The 23,463-nt window shown below is 58.1% G+C and carries 18 protein-coding genes and 1 pseudogene; 10 read left to right on the forward strand and 9 right to left on the reverse strand.

Annotated features, from left to right (window positions below; all coding sequences use genetic code 11):
- Window positions 1–2: 2 nt before the first annotated feature.
- Window positions 3–788, reverse strand: a complete 786-nt coding sequence (locus CGLAMM_RS07290; RefSeq protein ID WP_394819792.1) for a class I SAM-dependent methyltransferase — start codon at window positions 786–788, stop codon at window positions 3–5.
- Between the two features lie 153 nt (window positions 789–941).
- Here CGLAMM_RS07290 and mutM point away from each other — a divergent pair, with 153 nt between their 5' ends.
- The 10 genes from mutM to CGLAMM_RS07340 all read left to right on the forward strand — a co-directional run bounded on the left by mutM (window position 942) and on the right by CGLAMM_RS07340 (window position 15,686).
- Entirely contained in the window at window positions 942–1,784 is an 843-nt protein-coding gene (mutM, locus tag CGLAMM_RS07295; protein ID WP_394819793.1) for a bifunctional DNA-formamidopyrimidine glycosylase/DNA-(apurinic or apyrimidinic site) lyase, read from the forward strand.
- A 159-nt stretch (window positions 1,785–1,943) separates the two neighbouring features.
- A complete protein-coding gene (rpsT, locus tag CGLAMM_RS07300; RefSeq protein ID WP_319807436.1) occupies window positions 1,944–2,213 on the forward strand; it encodes a 30S ribosomal protein S20 in 270 nt (89 codons plus the stop codon).
- Between the two features lie 218 nt (window positions 2,214–2,431).
- Window positions 2,432–3,901: a chromosomal replication initiator protein DnaA gene (gene dnaA / locus CGLAMM_RS07305; protein WP_418115518.1), complete on the forward strand. Its 1,470-nt coding sequence runs from the start codon at window positions 2,432–2,434 to the stop codon at window positions 3,899–3,901.
- A 74-nt stretch (window positions 3,902–3,975) separates the two neighbouring features.
- Complete coding sequence (dnaN, locus tag CGLAMM_RS07310) at window positions 3,976–5,100, forward strand: DNA polymerase III subunit beta (RefSeq protein WP_394819795.1); 1,125 nt, start codon at window positions 3,976–3,978, stop codon at window positions 5,098–5,100.
- Between the two features lie 17 nt (window positions 5,101–5,117).
- Window positions 5,118–6,215, forward strand: coding sequence for a DNA replication/repair protein RecF (gene recF, locus CGLAMM_RS07315; RefSeq protein ID WP_418115519.1), 1,098 nt, complete (start codon window positions 5,118–5,120; stop codon window positions 6,213–6,215).
- Between the two features lie 162 nt (window positions 6,216–6,377).
- The gene (gyrB, locus tag CGLAMM_RS07320) at window positions 6,378–8,795 is read left to right on the forward strand and encodes a DNA topoisomerase (ATP-hydrolyzing) subunit B (protein ID WP_394819798.1); all 2,418 of its coding nucleotides are present in this window, start codon (window positions 6,378–6,380) and stop codon (window positions 8,793–8,795) included.
- Complete coding sequence (locus CGLAMM_RS07325; RefSeq protein WP_394819799.1) at window positions 8,785–9,603, forward strand: DUF3108 domain-containing protein; 819 nt, start codon at window positions 8,785–8,787, stop codon at window positions 9,601–9,603. Before gyrB ends, CGLAMM_RS07325 begins: the two co-directional genes overlap by 11 nt.
- A 144-nt stretch (window positions 9,604–9,747) precedes the next feature.
- Entirely contained in the window at window positions 9,748–11,094 is a 1,347-nt protein-coding gene (gene glmU, locus CGLAMM_RS07330) for a bifunctional UDP-N-acetylglucosamine diphosphorylase/glucosamine-1-phosphate N-acetyltransferase GlmU (protein WP_394819800.1), read from the forward strand.
- The gene (glmS, locus tag CGLAMM_RS07335; RefSeq protein WP_394819801.1) at window positions 11,094–12,917 is read left to right on the forward strand and encodes a glutamine--fructose-6-phosphate transaminase (isomerizing); all 1,824 of its coding nucleotides are present in this window, start codon (window positions 11,094–11,096) and stop codon (window positions 12,915–12,917) included. Before glmU ends, glmS begins: the two co-directional genes overlap by 1 nt.
- A 195-nt stretch (window positions 12,918–13,112) precedes the next feature.
- Window positions 13,113–15,686, forward strand: coding sequence for a cation:proton antiporter (locus CGLAMM_RS07340; protein WP_394819802.1), 2,574 nt, complete (start codon window positions 13,113–13,115; stop codon window positions 15,684–15,686).
- Between the two features lie 62 nt (window positions 15,687–15,748).
- Here CGLAMM_RS07340 and CGLAMM_RS07345 read toward each other — a convergent pair whose 3' ends face one another.
- The 8 genes and pseudogenes from CGLAMM_RS07345 to CGLAMM_RS07380 all read right to left on the reverse strand — a co-directional run bounded on the left by CGLAMM_RS07345 (window position 15,749) and on the right by CGLAMM_RS07380 (window position 23,461).
- Window positions 15,749–17,155 (reverse strand): POT-type proton-dependent oligopeptide transporter, encoded by a 1,407-nt coding sequence (locus tag CGLAMM_RS07345; RefSeq protein WP_394819803.1) that lies wholly within the window; start codon window positions 17,153–17,155, stop codon window positions 15,749–15,751.
- Window positions 17,156–17,555: 400 nt separating this feature from the next.
- Window positions 17,556–18,341, reverse strand: coding sequence for an MBL fold metallo-hydrolase (locus CGLAMM_RS07350; protein ID WP_418115520.1), 786 nt, complete (start codon window positions 18,339–18,341; stop codon window positions 17,556–17,558).
- Complete coding sequence (locus CGLAMM_RS07355) at window positions 18,338–19,126, reverse strand: TatD family hydrolase (protein ID WP_394820098.1); 789 nt, start codon at window positions 19,124–19,126, stop codon at window positions 18,338–18,340. The genes CGLAMM_RS07350 and CGLAMM_RS07355 overlap by 4 nt, the downstream gene beginning before the upstream one ends.
- A 5-nt stretch (window positions 19,127–19,131) precedes the next feature.
- Window positions 19,132–20,664, reverse strand: a complete 1,533-nt coding sequence (metG, locus tag CGLAMM_RS07360) for a methionine--tRNA ligase (RefSeq protein ID WP_394819804.1) — start codon at window positions 20,662–20,664, stop codon at window positions 19,132–19,134.
- Window positions 20,661–21,200 (reverse strand): hypothetical protein, encoded by a 540-nt coding sequence (locus CGLAMM_RS07365; RefSeq protein ID WP_394819805.1) that lies wholly within the window; start codon window positions 21,198–21,200, stop codon window positions 20,661–20,663. Before CGLAMM_RS07365 ends, metG begins: the two co-directional genes overlap by 4 nt.
- The gene (locus CGLAMM_RS07370; RefSeq protein WP_394819806.1) at window positions 21,197–21,598 is read right to left on the reverse strand and encodes a hypothetical protein; all 402 of its coding nucleotides are present in this window, start codon (window positions 21,596–21,598) and stop codon (window positions 21,197–21,199) included. The genes CGLAMM_RS07365 and CGLAMM_RS07370 overlap by 4 nt, the downstream gene beginning before the upstream one ends.
- Window positions 21,595–22,238 (reverse strand): annotated as a pseudogene (gene tmk / locus CGLAMM_RS07375) (dTMP kinase). The gene CGLAMM_RS07370 and the pseudogene tmk overlap by 4 nt, the downstream one beginning before the upstream one ends.
- The gene (locus CGLAMM_RS07380; protein WP_394819807.1) at window positions 22,235–23,461 is read right to left on the reverse strand and encodes a D-alanyl-D-alanine carboxypeptidase family protein; all 1,227 of its coding nucleotides are present in this window, start codon (window positions 23,459–23,461) and stop codon (window positions 22,235–22,237) included. Before CGLAMM_RS07380 ends, tmk begins: the two are co-directional and overlap by 4 nt.
- Window positions 23,462–23,463: the final 2 nt, after the last annotated feature.

The following is a 23,463-nucleotide window of genomic DNA, read 5'->3' on the forward strand; positions in this document are numbered from 1 at the left end:
GTCTATAGGCGCCAACCCGTATGAATCGCGGCGATGCCGCCCGTCAGATTCTGATATTTCACGCGTTCAAACCCGGCCTCCCGCATCATATTGGCCAGCGTCTCCTGATCCGGGAAGGTGCGGATGCTTTCCGCCAGATATTGATAGCTCGCCGCATCCTTCGCGATCACCTGACCCATGCGCGGCAGGACTTTGAAGGACCACAAATCATAGATCGTGGACAAGGCAGCGACTTCAACATGGGAAAATTCGAGGCAGCAGAAACGTCCACCGGGTTTCAATACCCGAAAGGCCTCGGCCAGCACCGCATCTTTCTGCGTGCAATTACGCAGCCCGAAAGCCATGGCGACGCGGTCCACGCTGCAATCGGGCAGGGGGATGGCCTCCGCATCCACGACGCAGAAAGACATTCTGCCCGTCAGCCCGCGCTCAGCCGCGCGCTCCTCCCCGACACGGAGCATCGACTCGTTGATGTCCGTCAGAATGGCGGGGCCACCGCCATGACGCAGCCAGCCGAAAGAGATGTCACCCGTGCCACCAGCCAGATCAAGCAGCGTCATATCGGGCCGTGGCAGAAGAGACCGGATGAAAATGGATTTCCAGACGCGGTGAATGCCGAGTGACATCACGTCATTCATGACATCATAGCGCTTTGCGACACTGTCAAATACACCGCGCACCAGAGGTTTCTTCTGATCCTTGCGGACGCTGCGGAAACCGAAATCCGTCACATCCTCATCAAGTGTGCCGATGGGCGGGGGCGTATCATGTGCAGATATCTCTCTCATAAGTGTCTTTAATATCGTGTTGCGCGCCCGGATGCCAGTGCCATATAGAAAGCCCCTGCAGAGCGGGCGGCGCGCGACGTCCGTTCAGGGACGGGCTTTGCGGTTCATCAAACCCTCTCGGCATCGCCTCTTTTCAAGACGGGTCAGCATAAAGTGCCGGAACTTCCTGAAGTTGAAACAATCTTGCAGGGCATTGCGCGACGTGTTCTGAAATCCCGCATCCAATCCGTTGACGTCATCCGCGCTGGCTTGCGCCGCGTGATCGACCCGCATTTTTCCGCACGCCTCGCCAGTGCCTGCGTGACAGAACTGACGCGCCGCGGAAAATATATGATCATGAGGACGGATCGGGGCGACAGCATCATCGTGCATCTCGGCATGTCCGGTCGTTTTCTTCTCACTGACACGGATGCGACGCGCGCCCGCCACACGCATGTGATTTTCCATTTTCCCGACGGTTTGCAGTTGCGCTTTGTCGATCCGCGTCGTTTCGGCGCGATTGACCTGATACGGACGGAAGATGAGAGGAACTGGCCATCTCTCGCCCTTTTAGGGCCGGAGCCGATGAGTGAGGCATTTTCCCCGGACTATCTTTCGGCCGCCATTTCTCGAAAATCCGCCGCCATCAAGGCCATTTTGCTGGATCAACGCGTCGTGGCCGGGCTCGGCAATATTTATGTCTGCGAAATCCTCTTCCGTGCGCGGGTCAATCCATTCACGAAAGGGCGTGAGCTGACCGTTCGGGAGATCTCCTTTATTGTCAGGGAAACACGTCAGGTGCTGGCGGCAGCGATTGCGGCGGGCGGCTCGACATTACGGGATTATGTCGGCGCCGATGGCGAGAAGGGCGGGTATAAGGACTTGCACCTTGTCTATGACCGTGCCGGGCAGGACTGCCCTCAATGTGCCCACCTGTCGCGCAAAGGGGTGATCCGCCGGGCCGTGCAGGGGGGACGCTCCAGTTTTTACTGCCCACTTTGCCAGGATACGCGATGAGACCGCGTTTCGGGTAAGAGAATGCTTGACCTGTGCCGTGATACTGGATAAATCGGCTCCGAAACATCGGTGTTTCGAAAGTCGTCACAGCGAGGACGGCATTTGGGGCATCGTCACAGGGTCAACCGGCCAATAGCAGGACAGGGCTGAAAAGAGAACATGGCTAACACCGCATCCGCGCGCAAGCGTATCCGTCAGAATGAGCGTCGCCGCGCGCGAAACGTGGCACGCGTCTCTCGTGTGCGCACCTTCGTGAAAAAAGTCGAGACGGCGATTCTGGCCGGTGACAAGGACGCTGCGCGTGAGGCTCTGCGTGCGGCGCAGCCGGAGATGCAGCGCGCTGTCGGTAAGGGTGTTGTCTCCCTCAACACCGTGTCACGCAAATTGTCCCGTCTGTCGGCGCGGATCAAGGCGCTGGCCTCCGCTTAAACGCCTTCAGCCTGGCGAAGGGGCTTTATGATGCCCGTTGAAGCGAGCAACATCTTCGCGGATGTGCTCGCTTTATTTTTGACCCCTTAAGAAAAAATTCAACTTTTTTCGCGAGGCTTGTCCCTTCACGGCGGCTTTCATAGATTTCTGTTTTTCTGAAAATTGTCGTGCACGGGTCCGGTTCCTGATGCAAAACAGTGCAACGGGTCAGCATGGCAATGTCCGAGGTTCATATGGCGGAAGAGGGTCCAGGTAAGGTACAGGCGGCGGCCTTCAACTGCGTCGAAGGCTCAACGGAAGAGCTTGCGGAACAATGGCTTAAAGTGCGTGAGCGCCTGCGTGCCGAGATCGGGGATGTTGAGTATAAAACGTGGCTGCTGCAAATCGTCCTCGGCCCGCTGGAGGAAGATGAGGTCACGCTTTTCCTGCCGACGCGCTTTCTGAGGGACTGGATTCGCGGCCAGTATGGTGACCGGCTCGAAGCTTTATGGCGCGCTGAAAATGCGCTCGTCCGACGCGTTGAATTACAGGTCGTCCGCCCGGCAACCGCCGTACCAATAGCGGAACCCGCGCCCGACTCGACACCTGCCGCATCAACGCCGCGGGATCGCGTTGAGATGGGCGAGGAAAATCCTTCCAACCCAGGCCCGGAAGCACGACACGACCTCGCCGCGCCGCTGGACCCACGATTCACCTTCTCCAGCTTCGTGGTCGGCAAACCGAATGAATTTGCCTATGCCTGTGCGCGGCGCGTGGCGGAGAAACCTTCCAGCCCCGGTTTCAACCCCCTTTTCCTTTATGGTGGGGTCGGGTTGGGCAAAACCCATCTGATGCACGCTATCGGCTCAGAATTGACGCAGGCGGGGGGTGTCTCCGTCGCCTATATGTCGGCAGAAAAATTTATGTACCGCTTCATCGCGGCGATCCGCTCCCAATCGACGATGGAGTTCAAGGAGCATCTCCGCAGTGTCGATGTGCTGATGATAGATGACCTGCAGTTCTTGATCGGCAAGGACAATACGCAGGAAGAATTTTTCCATACTTTCAATGCCCTGGTGGATGCGGGCCGTCAGATTGTCGTCAGCGCGGATAAATCACCGTCAGACCTCTCAGGGTTGGAGGATCGCCTGCGCACAAGGCTGGGATGCGGCATGGTGGCGGACATCCATGCCACAACGTTCGAGCTGCGCATCTCCATTCTGGAAGCCAAGGCCCAGGCTTCCGGCGTTGTCGTGCCGGGCAAGGTGCTTGAGTTTCTCGCACATAAAATCACCTCCAATGTGCGTGAGCTTGAAGGCGCGCTGAACCGCCTCATCGCCCATGCCAATCTTTTCGGGCGGCCCGTCACGCTCGAAAACACGCAGGATGTGCTGCATGACATCCTCAAAGCGCATGACCGGCGCGTGACGATTGAGGAAATCCAGCGAAAAGTGGCGGAGCACTGGAATATCCGCCTGACGGACATGTCGTCAGCCCGGCGCGCGCGCGCTGTGGCACGGCCCCGACAGGTTGCAATGTTTCTCGCGAAGCATCTCACCAGCCGCTCCCTGCCGGAAATCGGGCGTAAATTTGGCAATCGTGATCACACGACGGTCATGCATGCCGTCTCCCGCGTTCAGGAATTGATGGAGCGTGATGTCGCCTTCGCGGAGGATGTCGAGCTTTTAAAGCGGATGTTGGAGGGGTAGGCTTTCACCACGCTACTTGCTCTGCTAATCTCATTTTGTTGTATTTCGATTGTGGCCAGGGGTTCCGAGATCTCATGAAATTTCAAGCTGAAAGATCTTCTTTGATCAAAGCGCTCGCACACATTCAGAGCGTTGTTGAGCGGCGGAATACCGTGCCGATCCTCGCCAATGTCATGATCGATTACAGCAATGGCCGCATTCACCTGACCGCCACGGATATGGAGATTTTGCTGGTCGAGGTGCTGGAGGCGGAGGGCACGCAGGATGGCGCTGTCACGGTCGCCGCCAGCGTGCTTTATGAAATCGTCCGCAAGCTCCCCGATGATGTCGCGATTGAGCTGGAACATGCCGGCGGAACCGCCCCTTTGGCCCTGCGCGCCGGGCGTTACGCGACCAGCCTCAACGTCCTGCCGGTTGAAGATTTCCCGACGATGGTGACGGGGGATCTCTCCCACAGCTTCAAACTACCCTCCGCCACTCTGCGTCGCCTGATCGACCGGACGCGCTTCGCCGTCTCGACGGAGGAAACACGCTACTATCTCAACGGTATCTATCTGCATATAGCGGATGTTGACGGTAAGCCCGCATTGCGCGCGGTCGCGACGGATGGGCACCGCCTCGCGCGGACGGAAATCCCGGCCCCTCCGGGCGCGCCAGGTATGCCGGGCGTGATCATCCCACGCAAAACCATCAGTGAATTGCGTAAGTTACTTGATGAGGATGGGAGTGATGTCCTGATCAAGCTCTCAGAGACCATCATCTCTTTTGAGCGGGAAGGGATGAAGCTGACGAGCAAGCTGATTGACGGCACATTCCCGGAATATGAGCGCGTCATCCCAAAAGGGAATGACCGCATTTTACGCGTCAGCAAATCGGACTTCGCGACCGCGGTCGGGCGTGTCGCCGCCATCAGCACCGAGCGTTCCCGCCCGGTCAAGCTGGCCCTGCGGGAAAATGTGCTGACATTGACCGCGCAAAGCCAGGATCAAGGCACGGCGACGGAAGAACTCACGGAAAACAGCGTCGCCTATAATGCGACACCGCTGGAAATCGGGTTTCAGGCGCGCTACCTGCATGACATCACGGATCAGATTGATTCCGAAGTCGTGTTTTCCTTCGCGGATAATGCCGCGCCCGTGCTGGTGACGGATTCCACGGATGAGAATGTTCTGTTCGTTCTCATGCCGATGCGCGTCTGAAAGCTCATACCGGTTCATTGCTTCAGAAACTTGTCCTGACGCAGTTTCGCAATTATGCGCGCCTGACATGGGCGCCTGATGCGCTTGTCACCGTGTTTTACGGTCAAAACGGTGCTGGCAAAACCAATCTGCTTGAGGCGCTCTCTCTCCTTTCGCCGGGCCGCGGGCTACGCGGGGCGCCTTTGCCGCAAATGGCGCGTTTCGGGGCGGATGGCTGGGGTGTGGCCGCCATTATTCATGATCAGCATGGCGCACGTGATGTCGGTGTCGGCTATAATGCCGCCATGCCGGGGCGGCGTCAGGTGCAGCTTGATGGACAATCCGTTAAATCCCAGGCGGATCTCGCCGGGCTTTTCCCCGTTATCTGGCTGACACCACAGATGGATCGCCTTTTTTCGGAAGGTGCGGGGGGGCGGCGACGCTTTTTTGACCGGCTCGTTTTCTCCAATAATCCGCTTCATGCAAGGGAGCTCGCGGCGCATGACACGGCCGTGCAGCATCGTAATCGCCTTCTGGCAGAACGACCGGATGAGTCGGCCTGGCTTTCGGCGGTGGAAGACAGCATTGCGCGCCACGCTGTCGCCGTCACGGCGGAGCGCCTTGCGCTTATTGATGCCATTCATCTCCAAAGTCCCAGCGATCCGATCTTCCCCCTGCCGGAAATCGCACTATCCTGCGCTATTGGTGACGCCTTGCTGGACAGGCCGGCTTTAGAGGTGGAAGACGGGCTGCGCGCGCGCCTCCTTGCGTCCCGGGTGCAGGATCGGGAGGCGCGTGTCACGCGCATCGGGGCACATCGGGCGGATTACGCCATTCGTGACCGCGTGACGGGCCGCTCGGCCCAGATTTCAAGCAGCGGCCAGCAGAAGACGTTGCTTGTCGGGATTATCCTTTCGCATGCCGCCATCGTGGCCGCGCATCACGGTGCGCCGCCCGCCCTGTTGCTGGATGAGCCCCTTGTGCATCTGGATGACCCGCATCGCCACGCTTTATTACAGGCCCTGGAAGCAATGCAGGCGCCTGTCATGATGTCCGGGACGGATGTCGAGGACTTCAAGGGACTTTCCGCCGCAGCATCGCGCATCTGTGTCCGGGATAACGCGTTGCATTCATAGAGTGACATCATTTTTACGCGGTGAAAGCTGAGCTGGGACAGGGTGCGCGCCTGTGGTCGCGCAGCGGATTTTCGTGTAAGACAATAGAAGATAATTCAGGAGCTCAGGATCACTATGTCCGAACAAAACCCGTCAATGGCCCCCCACGGAGAAGGTGACGACATGAGTGGCCTTGACGGCGATTACGGTGCGTCGTCAATTTCGGTCCTGCGTGGACTTGACGCCGTGCGTAAACGGCCTGGCATGTATATCGGTGATACGGATGATGGGTCCGGTCTGCATCATATGGTGTTTGAAATCATCGATAATGCCGTTGATGAGGCCCAGGCCGGTCATGCCACGCAATGCACCGTCATCCTGAATGGTGATGGTTCCGTCAGTGTGCGGGATGATGGGCGCGGTATCCCGACCGATGTTCATACGGAGGAAGGAGTGAGCGCGGCGGAGGTCGTGCTGACAAAACTTCATGCTGGCGGCAAATTCAATCAGAACTCCTATAAAGTTTCAGGCGGGCTGCATGGCGTCGGCGCGGCGGTGGTCAATGCGCTCTCGGAGTGGATGGAAGTGCGTATCTGGCGCAATGGGCTGGAGCATGTCATCCGCTTCCAGCACGGAGAGCGGGATGCCCCGCTTCAGATTGTCGGGGAGAGTGATGCGCCGCGCGGCACGCTTGTCACTTTCAAACCGAGCGCCGCAACTTTCGCACGCACGGAATTTGAGCTTGCCATCCTTGAGCGTCGCGTGCGTGAGCTCGCTTTCCTCAATTCCGGGCTTCGAATCACGATCCGGGATGAGCGTCACGTTGAGCCGATTGAACATGAGTTTTTCTTTGAAGGCGGGTTGAAATCCTTCGTAGAATATCTGGACGCCTCCAAATCTTCCCTTCTGCCCGAGCCGATTGTGGGCGCGATTGACCATGCGGAAAGCGGGATACGCGTCGAATTCGCCATGACGTGGAATGACAGTTTCCATGAGACGATGCTGGCCTTCACCAATAACATCCCGCAACGTGATGGCGGCTCGCATCTCGCGGGTTTCCGCCAGGCATTGACGCGCATTGTCGGCAAATATGCGGATGGGCTGTCAAAAAAGGAGTCGGTCGCCCTGACGGGTGAAGATATGCGGGAAGGCATGACGGCTGTGCTGTCCGTCAAAGTGCCTGACCCGAAATTTTCATCCCAGACAAAGGACAAGCTTGTCTCGTCCGAGGTTCAGCCTGTCGTCCATGTCGCGGCGGCGGATGCGATCGGGTTCTGGTTTGAAACCCACCCGAAAGAAGCCAGGGCAGTCCTCTCAAAAGTCGCGGAAGCAGCGGCTGCGCGTGAGGCGGCGCGGCGCGCGCGTGAGCTGACCCGGCGCAAAGGTGTCCTTGACGTCGCTTCTCTGCCGGGCAAGCTGGCAGACTGTCAGGAACGGGATGCTTCGAAGGCGGAATTATTCCTCGTCGAGGGTGACTCCGCCGGTGGGACCGCGAAACAGGGGCGTGATCGGCGCTTCCAGGCGATCCTGCCCTTGCGGGGCAAAATCCTGAACGTGGAGCGGGCGCGGTTTGACCGGATGCTTGGTTCAGCGGAAGTCGGCACGCTGGTGACGGCGCTTGGCACGGGGATTGGCCGTGGCGACGTGGATCAGGGCGGGTTCTCCATCGATAAATTGAGATATCATAAGATCGTCATCATGACGGATGCTGACGTTGATGGTTCGCACATTCGCACTTTACTGCTGACCTTCTTTTTCCGTCAGATGCCGGAGTTGATTGAAAAGGGTTACCTCTACATCGCTCAGCCGCCCCTCTACCGTGCGAAACGCGGCAATGAGGAGCGATATCTCAAAGACGATGCGGCTTTAGAGCATTATCTCCTCGATAAAGCGCTGGGGCAGGCAAAGCTTGTCTTTGCCAATGGGCGCACTTTAGAGGGCGCGGCGCTTCTGGATGAAATGCGCATGATCGGGCGCGTCGCACAGACTCTCCAGAATATGTCGAGCAAAGTGCCGGTCTGGATTCTTGAACAGGCCTTTATCGCTGATCTGCTGACAGTCGACAGCGCCACTTTACAGGCGCGCGCACCTGCCTTGCAGGAAAGGCTGGATCAATCCTCGCTGGAGAATGAACGCAGTTGGAAGGTCGTGCCATCAGATGAGGGCGGGCTGCGCCTGGCACGGTTGGTGCGCGGCGTTCAGGAGGTGCATCACCTGGATGCTAATCTGATGCGTTCGGCTGAGGCACGCTGGCTGAACCAGGAGGCGCGCGACGTGGCCCTTCATTTCGGTGCGCCGGCCACCTTGAAGATGGATGGCAGCGAGATCAAAGTGGACGGCCCCGCCAAACTTTTTGAACGCGCCATGGTGCAGGGACGTAAAGGTCTCACCATCAACCGCTTCAAAGGCCTTGGCGAGATGAATAATGAGCAGCTCTGGAATACGACGCTCGACCCCGCAACGCGCATTCTGCTGCAGGTCAAAATCGGGGATGCGGAGGAGGCCGGGCAGGTCTTCTCAACCCTTATGGGCGACCTTGTGGAGCCGCGCCGCGACTTCATTGTGGGCAATGCCCAAAAAGTCGCCAATCTTGACGTCTAGCTTTCGCTACTGCGCTTTTCTCACCGTCACAGCGCTGGCTGTGAGTGCGCCAGCCCCGCGCGCCGCGGCGACAGTGGCACCCGCTCTGGAGGCGTCTCGCCAAGTTGAAGCCGCTTATCGGATTTACGTTCACGGCTTCAATGTGGCGCATGTTCTGGTCAAATATCGCCTGACGCCCATACATTACAACATCTCGACGGATGTGGACGCCTCAGGATTGATCAGTCTCTTTCTGCGGATGAAAATCCAGAGCGCGGCGGAGGGTGCCTTTTCCACCGATTGGGTGGCGCCGCATCGTTTTGAAAGTGGGGGCTATTCTCGCGGGGCTGAACGGCATATTCTATTGACCTATCAGGACGGACAGCCGGATATTGCCGACCTCACCCCCCGGGAAGCGGACCGGGAGACCGTGCCGAAGCAGGCGCTTAAGGGCACGCTCGACACGCTCTCCGCGGTCGCGATGCTTCAACATCGTATGCTGATGACGCAGACCTGCAATGGTGCGGCGAACGTCTTTGACGGTCTTCGGCTGACGGAAATGCAGGTCAAAGGCCCCATCATGGCGGATGTCCCGAAAGGCAACCGGCAGAGATATGCCGGGAAAATGCTGCGCTGTGATTTTATCGGACGCCAGATCGCCGGCTTCATGCGTGAAACGCCGAACCGCGCGTTATTCTCAGCCCCTTATCCCGGTGCGGCGTGGTTCGATACCGGTCTTGCGGCACCTCTTATCGTTGTGCGATTTGAATTCCATCATCCCAAACTCGGCAAAATCATTGCCGTGCTGGATCATTACTCAACATCCTGAGGCTTGAAGCAACCTCACGGACGCCGGCCAAAGGTCCGCTCCCGCGTGACGGAAATATTCGGAAACGATAAGTGACCGGTAAAAAATTGACGCACTGACCTATCCTTAGTTACCGGAAAAAGATATCGATAGGTTGTGGAAACGATGTCGCAAACCCCCTCCGTAACAAGACATGAAGTCACCGCCATCATCCTGGCTGCCGGGTTGGGGACGCGGATGAAATCCAGCCTGCCCAAGGCCATGCACCCCCTTGGCGGCGTGCCGATGATCAAATTGCTGATCGAAAAGGCGGCTCAGGTCTTTGACCGCATCATCGTGGTGGTCGGTCCGGATATGGACGATATCGCGTCCTGCGTCACACCGCACAAAGTTATTGTGCAGAATGAGCGCGCCGGGACGGGGCACGCGGCGCGCCAGGCAGCGGCGGAATTCGGGGGTGGCGATGTGGCCATTCTCTACGCTGACAACCCTCTGATCTCCGTCCCTTTGATGCAGCAGCTCGTCGCGCCACGCCCTGACGGTGTGATGCTGCGTCTTCTCGCCATGCGTCCGAAGGATCCGGGCCAATATGGCCGCCTCGTGACTTCCGGGGGCGACGTGCAGCGCATTATTGAGTGGAAGGACGCGATGGAGGATGAGCGCGCCATTCCCCTCTGTAATGCGGGCATGTTGTGCGCGGCCGCAACCGATATGCGCCGCTGGCTGGCCGCCCTGACGCATGATAATGCGCAGGGGGAATATTACCTGACCGATGTGGTCGAGCAGGCAGCCGGGGAAGGGCGTGTCATCTATATTGAGGGGTCGGAGGCGGAACTGGCCGGGGTCAATTCCCGTGCTGAGCTGGCGGCCGCGGAACGCACGCTTCAGGAGCAACTTCGCGCCGCCGCGATGGCGGAAGGAGTTACGCTGATTGCGCCTGAGACGGTCTTCCTCGCGGCGGACACAGAATTATCACCTGATTGCGTGATAGAACCACATGTCGTGTTCGGGCCAGGTGTTCGTCTGGGACGTGGGGTGCATGTGCGAGCCTTTTCACACCTTGAGGGTTGCATCGTCGGCGAAGACGCACGCATCGGCCCCTTCGCACGCCTCCGACCGGGCACGGTCTGCGCGTCGGACGCGCATATCGGCAATTTTGTTGAGCTGAAAGCGACCCAACTCGGCCAGGGGAGCAAGGTCAATCACCTCTCCTATATCGGCGATGCGGAGATCGGTGCGGGGACAAATATCGGCGCCGGGTCCATCACCTGCAATTATGACGGTGTGTTCAAACATAAGACGTCGATCGGGGATCATGCTTTCATCGGCTCCAATACCATTATGGTGGCCCCGATCCGCATCGGGGACGCCACACTTGTGGCGGCGGGGAGCGTCTTGACTGACAATGTGGCGGACACGGATTTTGCCGTTGCGCGCGCACGTCAGGTGGCAAAATCAGGCCGCGGTCAGCAGATGCAGGACGCCCTCAAGGCGAAGAAGGAGAAAAGCTGATGTGCGGGATCTGTGGTGTCGTCGGCCATCGCACGGCTTCGCCTCTCATTTTCGAAGCTTTGAGACGGCTTGAATATCGCGGCTATGACTCCGCGGGCATTGCGACGCTGGATAACGGCCGGATCGATCGCCGCCGCGCGCCAGGCAAGCTCGACCATCTGCAGGCTGTGCTTGAGGCGCAGCCTCTCGCAGGGACGACCGGGATTGGCCATACAAGATGGGCGACCCACGGGGAACCGAACGAGCAGAACGCGCATCCCCATGCTGTGGGACAGGTGGCGGTGGTGCATAATGGCATCATTGAAAATTACGAATCTCTGCGTGATGAACTCGTTGCGGAAGGGCGCGTGTTTTCGTCAGAGACGGATACGGAAGTTGTCGCGCAACTCATTGACCTGATGATGTCGCGCGGTGCTTCACCGCAGGAGGCCGCGCGGGAGAGTTTGCAGCGCCTCCAGGGTGCCTACGCGCTGGCCATCATCTTCGCAAGTCATGACGGCCTGATTATCGGCGCGCGCCATGGCGCCCCGCTCGCTGTCGGATATGGTGAGGGCGAAATGTTCCTCGGTTCTGACAGTATCGCGCTCGCGCCACTCGCGCAGAAAATCACCTACCTCGATGATGGTGATTGGGTCGTTCTGACACCGCGCTCCGTGCAGATCTTCGATGAAACGGGCAAAAAGGTGCGGCGCCCGGCGCAGCCCATGGCGCTGATTGCCGGTGCTGTCGGTAAAGATGGCTACCGTCATTATATGGAAAAGGAGCTTCATGAGCATCCTGTCGTGATCGGTCAGACATTGCAGCGCGTGATTGACCCCGTCAGCAAGGCCGTGGCGCTTCCGAAATTCGATTTTTCTCTGGCCGAGGTGCCGCGCGTCACGATGACTGCATGCGGCTCCGCTTATTATGCGGCCCTTGTCGGGCGCTACTGGTTAGAGGCGGAGGCCCGCGTGCCTGTCGATATTGATGTGGCTTCCGAGCTTCGTTACCGTGCGCCGCCTTTGACGCCAGGGGGGATGGGACTTCTCATTTCCCAATCCGGTGAAACGGCGGATACACTGGCCGCCCTGCGGCTTTTACGCCGATCGGACCAGCGCATCGTCTCCATTCTTAATGTCGAGACCAGCACAATGGGGCGTGACAGCGACGTCACGCTCGGGATGGTTGCGGGGCCGGAAATTTCTGTCGCCAGCACGAAAGCCTTTACCGCGCAACTTTCCGTCCTCGCCGCATTGACAATCGCCATGGGCCAGGCGCGCGGCACAATTGAGGCGTCGCGGGCGCAGCAGATGGTCTCCTCCCTTTTTGACCTGCCCTCCCGCGCCGCGGAGGTTTTCCAGCGTGTCGCGGATATACAGGCAATGGCCGTGATCGTGGCCGCGGCGCGCGATGTCCTTTATCTCGGGCGCGGTGTGTGCTTTCCCATCGCGTTGGAAGGGGCGCTCAAGCTCAAGGAAATCTCCTATATCCATGCCGAGGCCTACGCTGCGGGGGAGATGAAACACGGCCCCATATCTCTTATCGATAAAGACGTGCCGATTGTGGTCATTGCACCATCGACGATATTGTTTGATAAGACCCTTTCCAACATCCAGGAGGCGAAAGCCCGTGGCGGGCGCATACTCGCCTTCACGGATGAGAAAGGGGCGGCGCGGCTCTCCGGCATTGCGGAGCAAATGGTTGTGTTGCCGGATGTCGATGCTTTTGTGGCGCCGATCCTCTTCACCATCCCCGTGCAGATCCTCGCTTATGAAGTGGCGCTGCTGAAAGGGACGGATGTCGATCAGCCGCGGAACCTCGCGAAATCCGTGACCGTCGAATAAACATCGTATGGCGATGTGATGGTCCCCAGACATCTCCCAACCGCCCTATTTGTAAGGTTGGGACGCCCTTCGGCACTGGCTGGAAGGGGTTGACGTCATGGGGTTTATGCATTCTTAACGGGGACGGGGTTAAAACTCTCACGCTCGTAACCGTTTGATAATAAAGTGAATCGATAGGCGGGAGATATTTAGAGGATGATGGTGACGGGTCTAGCAGCCATTATATTGGTGCTGGCGCTCCTTTTGGCATTGATCAGTTTCGTGCAGCCTTTGGCGCAGCGCCTCGGCGTGTCCGAAACGGTTCTGCTTGCCGTCGTGGGGATTTTGATCGGGTTGTTCGCGGACCTTGTGCTGCGTTCAACGTCGATCGAAATGTTCAATGGCGCGGCCGAGGCCATTCTCTTTTTTCCGATAAATAGTGAAGCATTTTTGCTGATATTCCTGCCGATCCTTGTTTTTCAGGGGGCGCTGGCAATTGATGTCCGGCGTCTTGCGCATGAGACGTCGACCGTCCTGCTGCTCGCCGTCCTTGCCGTGGTGGTGTCAACAGCAACAATTGGCTTCTCACTCTATCCTTTTGCGGGACAATCCCTTGTCATTTGTCTCCTGCTCGGCTCTATCGTCGCGACGACGGACCCTTCCGCGGTTGCGGGAATTTTCCGGGATGTCGGTGCGTCCTCGCGTCTGACACGCCTTGTTGAAGGGGAGGCCCTGCTCAATGATGCGGCGGCGATCTCCATTTTCTCCATTCTTCTCTCCTCTGTCGCATCCCATCATCATATTCAGTTCGGTGAAACCGTCGTTAATTTTGCCGTGTCATTTACCGGCGCAATTGTGGTTGGTGTCGCTTTTGCGCGTCTGGCCCTGATGATCATTACCGGGCTCGGCGCATCGGCCGCCGCTGAAGTCACGCTGACTCTGGCGCTACCTTATGTCGTTTACATTATTTGCGATGAGTTTTTCGGTTTTTCAGGTGTGGTGGCGACGGCGTCAGCCGGGCTGACACTCTCTGTTTACGGGCCTTCAACCTTTCGGCCGCAAGTATGGCGCTTCCTCAACGAATTGTGGCAGCAGCTTTTATTCTGGGCGGGCTCGCTGGTCTTCCTGCTCGCCTCCATGTTGATACCGCGTCTTCTCATCGGGATGACGCGCTGGGATTGCGTGTTGATCCTGATCGCCTCTGTCGCCGGTTTATTGGCGCGCGGTGCGGTGGTGTTCGGGATGCTGCCCTTGTTGGAAATGCTTAAAGTGTCACCCCCGGTACCGCTGCCATTTAAAACGACGATGGTCTGGGGTGGGCTACGCGGCGCGATCACTTTGGCGCTGGCATTGGCGGTGACGGAAAATCAGCGGGTCAGTGGCAGCGTCGCCCATTTTGTCGGCGTCATTGCCACAGGCTTCGTCCTGATCACGCTTTTCCTCAATGGGACGACGTTGCGCTACCTTGTCGTTTTCTTTGAGCTTGATCAGCTTTCTCCCATCAACAAGGCGTTGCGCCATCAGGTGCTTAGCAGCGGCTTGCGCCATATTGCCGAGCGCACGCACGGCCTTGCGGAGGAGCTCGGTTTTGCACGCGGGACGCAGCGGACCATTCTCGGCCATATTAATCGGCGCGCGGAGGAGGAGAGTGAAGCCAACACATTCGATACCGCCTTGGGTGACCGGCAACGCGTGACATTGGCATTGATCACCATCGCCAACCAGGAGAGGTCGCTTCTCCTTGATCTGTTCCGTATTCAGGGCCTCTCCCGTCGGGTGATGGAAACACTCCTGCGTTCGGCGGAGGCCATGGTGGAGGGCGCACGGCTTGAAGGTCGTTACGGTTATGTCCGTGCGCGCCGCCGCCGCCTGCGCCCGACCTGGCGGTTTCGCATCGCGCAGATGCTGCACCAATATCTGCATATAGACCGTCCTCTCATGACCTGCATGTCCGAACGGTTTGAGATGCTCGTCATTACACATCTCGTCTCGATTTCTCTTTCCCGCTTCATGAAGCACCGGTTGGAGCCGACATTGGGGATTCGCCTCAGTGAAATCGTTTCTGAGGTTCTGGGGCGTCAGCGTCGTATGTTGGATGACGCGCTGGAGATGCTCCGCGTGCATTACCAGGGTTACTCTGAAGCGCTTGAAAGCCGCATCCTCCACCAGATTTCCCTTCGTCTGGAGGGGGAGGAGTATGATGAGCTTCTTTCCGATAATCTTATCACGGAGGAGGTCCATCGGGAGCTCTATCGCGACACAGAGAAACGGCGGGAGCGCCTGAGTAAACCGCTGCGCTTCGACTTGAAAAGCGGTATCTCCCAGCGCTTGCGGGAATTTCCGGCGTTGCGCGGTGTGCCGGATGGCGTCGTGCATAATCTGTCGATGAATATTTCGCTACGTTTTGTGTCACCGGGTGAGGAATTACTGCGTCGCGGGCGCAAGGTGCGCACGGTTTACGCCGTTGTTGCCGGCCTCGCGGAGATGCATATCTCAGAACATGACATTCAGTTCGGCGCCGGGGATCTGATTGGTGCGGATATGCTGCTTTCCAATCAACCAGCCCCGGGGACGATCCGCGCTGTGCAGTTCGGGCATCTCCTTTCGATCCCGGCGCATGTCTTCAAGCGGCTCGTGGATGATTACCCGATCGTCAGGCGCTCTCTCGAGGTGCGCGCGACGGAAAGGCTGGGCACGCCTCAGGATATTGCGCTGGTCCTGGGCGGCGCAACGCACACGGCGGATGAGGTGCGCGACGCAGCTGTCGGGTCAGGTGAGGTGGATTGTTGAGGGAGAACTGACGTCCGCCCTATGCGCCCCCAGCGTGTAAAGCCGGGCGCGCGTCAAGCTTGTCAGGGCAGGGAGGTTTGCTGCGCGTCTTCCCTGAAAACATCCCGGAATGCCAGGTAAATCGCGATAAACATGACTGCCCCCAAAATTGAGGCGGCCATATGCAGCCCCCAAAAGGGAATGCTGCCCATCGCGCCCAGAAGCGACGCAAGGCGCCCTGCAAAAAGCTGACTGAGGAAAGAGCTGAAAGGGTAGAAGGAGATCACGCTTGTCCGGATGGGACCGGGTGCAAGTTTCGCGACAAGCGCCATGCCGGTCGCCTGAGAGAGGCCAAACCCGAAATCATTCAGAAAGTGAAAGGCAATTGCCCACCAGAGATTGACCTCATGCAGGCCTGGCCCGAAATAAGCGCCCGCCATGAGGGCGAGGGGGCCCAGAGGCGTGATGATGCCGCCAATAACGACTTTCGCCATTTCTTCCGGCACGCGTCGATAACGCCCCCAGACGCGCCAGAGCCAGAGGATCATGAACCCGGTCGCAACACTTGCGATACCGTCAAGTGAGATCAGAGACGAGACGGGGAGGGTGTAACCGAATAATGAGAGGGCGAAATGCTGGCCGCCCCATAATTCATAGGCGCTCATCATCTGGCTGTTCGGCACGCTGCTGACGGCGAGCGCCGGCAGAAACAGCGCGATCACCAGAAGCGCCCGCCTATCCTCCCGTGATAAACCGATGCGGACCCCCTTTTTCTGACGTGATGAGGCTTTCGGGAGGTGCTTCCAGCCTAACCAGTAAAACAGCGCACCAAGCGGCGCGCCGAGGCTTAAAACGAGGAAGGCGGGGCCCCATCCATAATATTTCTCCGTCAGCCCGCCCGCGAGAGGCGCGATAATGCCGGTAAATTGCAGGCCGAGGCAGAAGATCTGATAGCCATCCGCCCGCCGTGGGTCATCATGATCATAAAGCTGCCCAAGCTGCGCGGGAAGCATGGCTCTGATCAGGCCGAAACCAAGTATCAAGGACAGCAGCGCGAAGAGAAATGTCGCGCTTGACGCGAGGAGAAGAAACCCGGCGCAGATCAGCACCATGCCGATGATGAAGGCATTTCGGAAGCCGAGAAGCAGGTCAATGATGATCCCGGCCGCGATCGGCCATAAAAAGGCGCACATCAAATAGGCGCTGGAGATCTCGGCCGCGAGTCCTGATGTGGTTGTGGTGCCGAAGATCCACTGTAAAAGCTGAGAGAAAGGCCCGAGCCCGATCACGGTTGGCGCGATTTCGGGGCGCAGAATGTGATCGGCCGCGTAAAGCACGAGGAGAGCGCCGAAGCCGTAAAGGCAGTAGGCAATCCAGGCCTCGCACAATGTGATGGCCATCAGGCCGCGGGGCTGTTTGGCAGGGCGATGTTTTTCCGGAAGGGAGGGGGAGTAGATTTCGACGGGCTCGTCCGGAAAATTTTCGGTCACGAAGGCTTCCCTGTGTCTGGTGAACTCGTTTCGGATACGTTATGCGTTTTTTAAACCGAATCGCGCGGGAAGGGAAGGCAGGCGGCACCGTGCCCTGTTGCAGGATGGCGACAGAATGATGACCCGCCCATCCACAGCCCCGCGCCATGACATGCGCGGATATCAGCCCGATAAGATATATTATGCCAACTAAGTCAGGCTGTAGAGATGGATAGCTGGTCGCTGTAAATCTCATCTAATGGTTTAAGTTCAGCATGTTGCGGACATCTGATCACAGAAATCGCCCACCGTTAAAAATGTTCCAAATCGGAACTTCTCCTCCCCGCTCTCTGAGGCTTAGAGAAACCTTAGTTTCCGCCCCCTCGCCTGATCCCCCATTTTACGCGGTGATCCCGGGGGGTCAGACGTCGAACGTCATTGAATCGTAAGCGGGTTCCATGCCGGGGGGCAGCTCCTGCGCGAGCGGGCCGTAACTCAGGCCCGGGCCCATATGGGTCAGGATCACCCGTGAAGGCTTGATTTCCGCGCGCCATCTCAGCACGTCTTCGAGACAAGCATGCGCAACATGCGGCTCACGTTGCAGGCACCCGACAACCCAGGTTTCAACGCCGCGCAAAGCCTCGATCGCGTCGTCGGGCAGATATTCCACATCCGTGCTGTAGGCGAAATTCCCGATACGCAGCCCTAAAGTCGTCACTTTATAATGACGCTGTGCAAAAAAACTGACGTCGGTCCCTTGAATAGCCAGGGTTTCGGGCGCTGAAACCGGGTGTGGCGCCGGCACAGGGCGGAAAAATTCCCCACCCGACCATGGCTTAAAGGCGTAAGGGAAGCGCATCTGCATCGATTTGAGGACATCGGGGGATGCGTAAAGCGGTAAGGGGCGCTGAATAACGCGGTTAATCCCGCGTATATCGTCAAATCCACCGATATGGTCAGCATGTTCATGCGTGACGATCAGGGCGTCGATATGCGCAATATGGTTGCGCAGCAATTGCGCCCGCAAATCCGGGCCGCAATCAACAAGCAGCCGCGTCCCCTCATCGGTTTCGATAACGATAGAGGACCGTGTGCGCGTATCACGTGGATCGTGCGGATTACATGCGCCCCATATGCCGCCCTCTCCCGCTCCGCCAATCATGGGGACGCCGCCGGAAGGCCCACATCCAAGAATGGTGATCTTCATGCCGCTTTTTTAAACAAGCGATAGAAGTTCGCGGTCGTGCTAGCCGCGAGTTGCTCCGGCGCGATACCCCGTAATTCCGCCAGACGCGCCGCCGTGAAAGTGACATAGGCTGGGGTGTTTGGCTTACCGCGTTTCGGCACAGGGGCCAGATAAGGGCTGTCCGTCTCCACTAAAAGCCGATCTTCCGGGATGAAGCGGGCAGTTTCCTGCAAGGTTTCCGTCTTGCGGAAAGTGATGATGCCGGAAAAACTGATATACCCACCCAGCTTGAGCGCCGTCTCGGCCAGCTTCATCCCCGAGGCGAAGCAATGAAGCAAAAATGGGAAGGCCCCATTGCGACCCGTCTCATCTTCCAGAATGCGCGCCACGTCATGATCAGCCTCGCGCGCATGGATAATCAGCGGCAACCCTGTCATGCGGGCGGCCGCAATATGGGTGCGAAAAAACTTTTCCTGCAGTGCGCGCACGGATTCATCGCCTTGGAAAAAATCCAGCCCGGTCTCGCCAATGCCAATCACGGCCGGATGGTTGCAGCGTTCGGCCATCTCTTCCGCGGTAACGAGGGGCGCGTCCTGCACGGCGTCAGGGTGGGTGCCCAGACTGCACCATATTTTGAGGTCCGGCTGACTGTGTCGCGTCAGATCAATCTGCGTCTGCGCCTTTGAGAACTCGGTGCCAATCGTCACCATGCCGGCTAGCTGCTCGGCCCGCGCCTGGTTAAGTGCTTCCTTGAGATCAGCCACGCGGTCAAGATGGCAATGTGAGTCAATGAGCCCGGAAACCATCGGCGTCACGCCCCCTCTTCCACAAATCTCGGGAAGAGGCCCTGAGGCGCGGGCAATTCTGCATCAATTTCACCCTGTGCAAGGTCAGCTAATTGACGCGCATTCTGAGAAATGCCGAGTTGCGTCAGCAATTTATCCATTGTCCCCGGCATATATGGTTGTAGGACGATGGCGATATGACGCAAAGCCTCATGAAGTGTGCGCAGCACCGTGCCCATACGAACAGGGTCGGTCTTTTTGAGAACCCAAGGCGCTTGATGATCAATATAGGCATTACACGCGCGCACCACTTTCCAGACGGCTTCCAGCCCATCCGTCAGGGCAAAGCGGGCGACATGCTGACGCAGGAGGTCCGGCAGAAGCGAGGATTGCGCCAATAAATCGCGGTCATCGCCTTGTATATCGCCCCATTCCGGCAATTTTCCATCGAAATGACGGTTGATCTGCGTCAGCGTCCGCTGCGCCAGATTGCCGAGCCCGTTGGCCAGTTCCACATTGACGCGATTGATCAGGGACTTACGGCTCAGATCCGAGTCACCCCCGAAAGGCACTTCCCGCATCATAAAGAACCGCACCGCATCGACGCCAAATTCTGAAGCAAGGTCCCGGGGGTCGATGACATTGCCCAAAGATTTACTCATCTTCTGACCCTCGATGGTCCACCAGCCATTGGCGAAAATGGCGTCCGGCAGGTCCAGCCCCGCAGCCATCAGGAAGGCAGGCCAGAAAACCGCATGGAAGCGGATAATGTCCTTGCCCACAATATGCGCATTGGCGGGCCAGAACCTCATCCCCTCATTTTGCATATCGGGATAGCCGAGGGCGGAAAGGTAATTTGCCAGCGCGTCGAACCAGACATACATGACATGCTTTGGGTCACCCGGTACCGGGATACCCCAGGAGAAGCTTGTCCGGCTGATAGAGAGGTCCCGCAGGCCCGATTTAACGAAACTGATGATTTCCTTCCGACGTCCTGCCGGCCCGAGGAAATGCGGGTTTGCCTCATAAAGGGCGAGTAATTGGTCCTGAAAGGCGGAAAGGCGGAAAAAATAGGATTCTTCCTTCACCCACGTCACAGGTGCCCCGCTCGGGGCAATATGGGTGCCATCCTCCAGCAGGGTGATCTCATCCTCACTGTAGAAACATTCATCTCTCAGTGCGTACCAACCTTCATATGCGCCGAGATAAATATGATCATTCTCCGCAACCTGACGCCAAAGGGCCTGCGCCGCGTCTTTGTGCCGTGCCTCCGTCGTGCGGATAAAACGGTCATAGGAAATACCCATGGCGTCCGCCATGTCTTTGAAATTGCGGGAAATGCCATCGACGAAGTCTAAGGTGGACTGCCCCGCCTGGGCAGCGGCCTGTTCCACTTTCTGACCGTGCTCATCCGTGCCAGTCAGGAAAAACACCTCCCGCCCGTCAAGACGGTGAAAGCGCGCGATGATATCGGCCGCGACAGAAGTGTAAGCGTGCCCGATATGGGGCGCGCCATTCACGTAATAAATCGGCGTGGTAACATAATATCGCGACGTCATAATCTGCCTATCATCGCAGCGGCTTTAAGAGCTGCCAGTGTCTTGTCGAGATTGAAGCGGTCGGTCTCATGCCGCAAATATATCAACTTCTGATAGATTTCCGCTGCCCGGTTTGCCGCGCTTTGATCTCCCTTGCGACAGGAAGTCAGCGACGCCTCCCGGATGCGCTCCTGTAGCAAATCGCAGAAGGTAGAAAAACCCCTCTCCTCTTTCGCGATACGCTCCGCCTGGGCAGGCGACAGGGCGCGGGATGCGCCGGAAGCAAGCTCTTCCACGATCTGCGTCAGATCTTCATGATGGCGGGAGGCCAGCTCCAGCGCATATCCCGGCCGACCTTTCGCCTGGGAGATCAGGCGCTGATTCGAATCCGGGTCCGTCAATTGATGGCGGGCGAGAAAAACCTGCATATCCGCATCCTTCAGAGGATGAAGGAAGAGCTTATGGCAGCGACTGCGGATTGTCGGGATCACGGCCGCTGTATTATCCGCGGTGATGAAAAATACCGTTTTTTCAGGTGGTTCTTCCAGAAGTTTCAACAAGGCATTGGCGGCAAAGTTATTGAGCAGATCCCCCCCGCGACGATCACCACCCGCCAGCCGCCTTCCGCGGCGGTGTGATGCAGAAGCTGCTGCACAGGCTTGATGTCTGCGGCGACGATCGTCTGGCTTTCTCCTCCTTTCCCGGCGCTCACCCCGCGCGTGATCACCAGGAGGTCGCCATGCGTGCCCGCTTCAAAACGGTGTGAGATCGGACTTTTCGGGTCCATCGCGTTGAGCAGGATTCTGGCAAAAAACAGCGCCAGCGTGGTTTTGCCGATCTGGGGCGTTCCCGTGATGAGCCATGCATGATGAAGCCTGCCCGATCGTCGGGCGGCCTCAAATTGCTGGATTGCGGCATCATGCCCGACAACGTCACGGGCCTTCTCTTTTATCATTGCGCCGCGCCAGCCATTAATTCCTTGATTTTAAAACATAAAATGCGACTTAACGCGTCCGCATCGCCGTCCGCGTCAATGCGTATAATTCGTACCGACTCCTGCGCCTCGATTTCGTCGAAGCCGCGCCGTACGCGGTCATGAAAATCGGCGCCCTTTTCCTCATAACGATCCGCACGGCCCTTCCGCCTGGCGAGACGATGCGCCGCCACCTCCGGCGGAACATCAAGGAGGAACGTTTTATCCGGCTCAAAGGCAATGAGGCGTCGCGCATCATCAATAAATTTCAGAATGTCAGTCGCGCCACGTCCCACGCCATAGCCCTGATAGGCGATGGTGGAGTGATGATAGCGATCACAAAGGACGAGTTGCCCGCCTTCAAGGGCAGGCCGGATGATCTGATCCACATGGTCCGCGCGCGCCGCCATGTGGAGGAGGACTTCTGACCGCGCGGAGAAAGTGACATCGTTGAATAAGATGGTGTTACGAAGTAGCTCCGCCCCCGCACTGCCCCCGGCTCCCGCGTGGAAAGGACGGGAACTCCTTGTTCTTTAAGCAAATTTGTGACGAGCTCGAGTTGCGTTGATTTGCCGCACCCCTCCCCGCCTTCCAGGGTGATGAAAACCCCGCGCCGCCTCACTGCGTGGAGCCGTTTGCAAGGCCAAGGCGCCGCGTGGCACGTCCAAGCAGGCCGAGGCGCGCCACAGCGTGGTCAGCCAACAGGGGCAGGCGGATTTCCTTCATGCCCGGGGCTGAAAAGACAAGTGCGCCGCAGCTTTGTCCCGCCGATATCGGTGCAATGAGCGGAGATGCGTAAGTGATGGAGAGGTGATCACGTGCGCGCCAATTACGTGGCAGCGTGAGGCGTATATCGGACGGGGCGACGAGAGGCAGATTATCCTCAACCCCCATCCAGACAGGCGCATGATCCACCACGTCACCCTTGCTGAAAATTGTCACATTCTCAAACTCAGCGAAGGCCCAATCCAGCACACGCGCTGTTTCGCGCGCGCGGACATTCATGGATGTCATGCCATTCAGGGTGACGACAACCCGCCGTCCGTGACGGTCCGAACTGACGCACATGCCAAAGCCGCCTGCATCCGTATGTCCCGTTTTGAGCCCGTCCGCGAGGCCCTTATCGACCAACGTGTTCCGGTTTCCCTGCTTGATGTGATTGAAGGCGAATTCCTTCTCGGAGAAGAAATGATAATATTCCGGGTAATCCCGGATCAGATGCATGGCGAGGATCGTCGTATCGCGCGCTGACATATAATGGTCAGGGTCGGGCCATCCGGTGCAATTGGTGAAATGCGTGTTTTCCATTTTCATCCGACTGGCCATTTGGTTCATCAGGGTGACAAACTGTGCCTCAGACGCCGCGATACCTTCCGCCAAAACGATACAGGCATCATTGCCGGACTGAATTAACATACCCTGGATCAGTTTGCTGACCTCTACCGTTTCACCCAGCGGCACAAACATCTTGGAGCCCTGCATACGCCAGGCTTTCTCACTGACCGGTAGATTCTGAGATAACGTCAGACGACCGGATTTCAGCATCCCGAACACAATATAGGCCGTCATCATTTTTGTAAGGGAGGATGGCGGCATATGGGCGTCGGCCGATTTAGACATCAGTGTCGCGCCCGTCTCGAAATCCATCACGCAGGCCCATCGGGCATTGACATTAACCGGCCCGACCGGTGTTTCCGCCGGCGTGGCGAGTTCCGGGTCCGGCACGGCTTCCTTGACCGGCAGGGGGGCCTTACGGGCTTGGCGTTTCCGGGCCATTGCGGGGCTTGCGGCAAAGAGAGCAACTGCGGCAGCCGAACTGCCGAGAAGAAAACGTCGAGTGGGCACGT

Origin of the sequence: Sorlinia euscelidii (assembly GCF_036452135.1) — a bacterium.
GTDB classification, from domain to species: Bacteria; Pseudomonadota; Alphaproteobacteria; order Acetobacterales; family Acetobacteraceae; genus Sorlinia; species Sorlinia euscelidii.